Genomic DNA, 2,931 nt, shown 5'->3' on the forward strand with positions numbered 1-2,931 from the left:
GGCCTGCCTGGCTGCCGTGGCGCGGCCCGACCGGGTTAAGGCCATGGTGCTGATCGCCCCCGCGCCCGACTTCACCGAGAAGCTGATGGAGCCGGAACTGTCGGCCGAGGCCAAGGCGGCGATCGCCCGCGACGGCCGCTGGATCCGGCCTTCGGAGTATGACGACGGCGGCTATGCGATCACCCGCGAACTGCTGGAGGACGGGGCGCGCTGGTCGATCCTGTCGGGTCCCGTGCCGATCGACGTCCCCGTGCGGGTGCTGCAAGGCGGGGCCGACCCCGACGTGCCCTGGACCCACGCCCTGGAGCTGGCCAACGGCCTGACCTCGACCGACGTGGTCTTCACGCTGATCAAGGACGGCGACCACCGGCTGTCGCGGCCCCAGGACCTGGAGCGGCTGATGGGGGCGGTGGCCGAGGCGCGCGTCTTGGCCGAGCCGGTCGATGACGACCCGGTGGCCCGGCGCCTGGCGCGCGCCGCCCGCGCGCGCGCGGCGGGGCAGGTCTCGGCCGCGCCCTGGGCGGCGGCCGAGATCGGGCCGGAGGAGGACTAGCGGCCCGCCGCCAGGATCGCCGCCAGGCCTTCCCGGTAGGTCGGATATTTCGGCCGCCAGCCCAGCTCAGCCTTGGCCAGGGCGTTCGAGACGCGCTTGTTCTCGGCGTAGAAGCGGCGGGTGGCGGGCGACAGGCCCAGTTCGTTGAACGGCAGGTCGGGCGGCACCGGAACGCCCAGCAGGCTGGCGGCGTGCTCCATCACGTCCTGCGGCGGCGCCGGTTCATCGTCGACGAGGTTGTAGATCCCGCCCGCGCGGGGCCGGTCCAGCGAGGCCAGCAGGCCCGAGACGATGTCCTCCAGGTGGATGCGGCTGAACACCTGGCCCGGCTTGACGAGACGGCGGCCTTCGCCGGCCCGCAGGCGGTCCAGCGCGCTGCGGCCGGGGCCGTAGATGCCGGGCAGGCGGAAGGTGGTCACCGTCAGGCCCATGCCGCGTCCGACCTGGCGCCAGTCACGCTCGGCTCCCACGCGGCGCGCACCCTCGACCGACTGGGCCTTCAGGGGCGAGCTCTCGAACACCCAGCGGCCCTCGAAATCGCCATAGACGCCGGTGGTCGACAGATAGCCGATCCAGTCGGGAAAGGCCTGGGCCGCCGCCAGGGCGGGGATCACGGCCTCCAGACCGGGACAGCCGTCGGCGCTTGGCGGGGCGGTGATCAGCACGGCGTTGACGCCGGTCAGGGCGGCGGTCATCGCCGCGCGGTCGTCGGGATCGACGGGCTCGATTCCAAGGGCGCGCAATCGCGCCGCGCGCTCGACGTCGCGCGCCGTCCCGGCGACGCTCCAGCCCCTGGCCGTCAGCGCCTCGGCGAAAGCCCGGCCGACATAACCCAATCCGAACACGAACAGACGCAAGACGCTCAAGTCCCCGAAAAGAAGCGGCGATTGAGCATATGAAACCGAGGTTTGCGCAAGAGGAGTCCCAGCTCTCGCGCGAGGCGAATCGTCCCACATGCCCAATCACGGCAGTCATCCAGGACGGGCGCGCAACGCGAAGATCCGGGACGGCGCCTGAGCGCACGCGCTTCCGGCGGTCCGGGATCTGCGCCTCGCTGGTCCGGGATGACGGATATCCATGCTCGCGGTGTGTCCGACAGCCTTGGCCACAGGGGACGGACTTTCGCGTTGTCCACAATGACGCGGCCGAACCCGCGTCAGACCGCTTGCCAACCGCAGGGCGCTCTGCCATAAGCCGCCTCCTCGTCGCGGGGCGCTTTTTCAGCCCCGCCGATGCGGGCGTAGCTCAGTGGTAGAGCACAACCTTGCCAAGGTTGGGGTCGAGAGTTCGAATCTCTTCGCCCGCTCCATTCTCCGGTCTTCCGGGGGTGGAACGAGACCCGAAATATCCCGGATGCGGGCGTAGCTCAGTGGTAGAGCACAACCTTGCCAAGGTTGGGGTCGAGAGTTCGAATCTCTTCGCCCGCTCCAATTTCTCCCCCAAGAATTTGAAGTGACGCATCCGGTGGGCTCCTGTTAGCTCTACCGGGAACCCGTTGCGTGAGCCCGCCGTTCCTGACCGGCGATCACCTGCTCGGAGCGGGTGGACTGGGGATGCTGACGATGACCTATTTCAAGCTTGGACAAGCGCAGGCGGCCCGCATGGCGGCGCTGGCGACGGTGTTGGCCCTGACCGGAGCGGTTCAGGCCCAGGCGGCCCAGGCCAAGCCTCAATACCCGACCCGCAAGCCCGCGGCCGAGGCGCCGCCGGCGAAACCCCTGAAGCAGGTGACGCCGCCGTCGTCGTCGACGACGCCGGAAAACGCCGAGCCCAACGAGGGCGGCTGGACCGAGGTCCGCAAGAAGTCCGTGGACATCGGCACCCAGCCCGTGCGCGACGTCGGCATCATGAAGCGCCAGGTCCCGCCGATCCTGGTGAAGGCGCAGAACGATCCCTACAGCCTCAAGGGCCTGAAGACCTGCAGGCAGCTGGCCTCCGAGGTCACCGACCTCAACGTCGTGCTGGGCGACGACTTCGTGGTCGGCAACGAGGTCAAGGAAAACCGGGCCGGCAAGCTGGCCGAGGCCGGCGGCAAGACCCTGGTCAACACCATCATCCCGTTCCGGGGCCTGGTGCGCGAAGTCACCGGCGCGGCGCCCGCCGACCGCCGCCTGAACGCCGCCCTCGACGCCGGCTACGCTCGCCGCGGCTTCCTGCGCGGGGTCCACGCCAAGCAGGGCTGCCGGACGAAGTTCTAAGGCAGGCGCGGCGCCGGCGAAGGGGTTTCGCCCATGGCCGTCAAACGTCCGCCGGTTCCGTCCGAGACCGTCGAGCGCCTTCGCCGCATCTGCCTGGCCCTGCCGCAGGTCGTCGAGGAGAGCGCCTGGGTCGGGACGCGCTGGTGCGTGCGCGGCAAGACTTTCGCCCATGTGCTGATG

The 2,931-nt window shown here is 70.1% G+C and carries 2 protein-coding genes, 2 tRNA genes and 1 pseudogene; 4 read left to right on the forward strand and 1 reads right to left on the reverse strand.

What is annotated here, in order from left to right:
- Positions 1-553 (forward strand): annotated as a pseudogene (locus tag AC1DZ6_RS22590) (alpha/beta hydrolase); the annotation flags it as partial.
- Here AC1DZ6_RS22590 and AC1DZ6_RS22595 read toward each other — a convergent pair.
- Complete coding sequence (locus AC1DZ6_RS22595) at positions 550-1,410, reverse strand: SDR family oxidoreductase (protein ID WP_477099360.1); 861 nt, start codon at positions 1,408-1,410, stop codon at positions 550-552. The pseudogene AC1DZ6_RS22590 and the gene AC1DZ6_RS22595 overlap by 4 nt on opposite strands.
- A 377-nt stretch (positions 1,411-1,787) precedes the next feature.
- On the opposite strand from AC1DZ6_RS22595, the gene AC1DZ6_RS22600 reads away from it, so the two are divergent.
- The 3 genes from AC1DZ6_RS22600 to AC1DZ6_RS22610 all read left to right on the forward strand — a co-directional run bounded on the left by AC1DZ6_RS22600 (position 1,788) and on the right by AC1DZ6_RS22610 (position 2,751).
- Positions 1,788-1,862, forward strand: a tRNA-Gly gene (locus AC1DZ6_RS22600).
- A 46-nt stretch (positions 1,863-1,908) separates the two neighbouring features.
- Positions 1,909-1,983, forward strand: a tRNA-Gly gene (locus tag AC1DZ6_RS22605).
- 69 nt (positions 1,984-2,052) lie between these two features.
- Complete coding sequence (locus AC1DZ6_RS22610; protein ID WP_477099359.1) at positions 2,053-2,751, forward strand: hypothetical protein; 699 nt, start codon at positions 2,053-2,055, stop codon at positions 2,749-2,751.
- Positions 2,752-2,931: the final 180 nt, after the last annotated feature.

The organism is Caulobacter sp. P1_B12_2 (assembly GCF_056406675.1).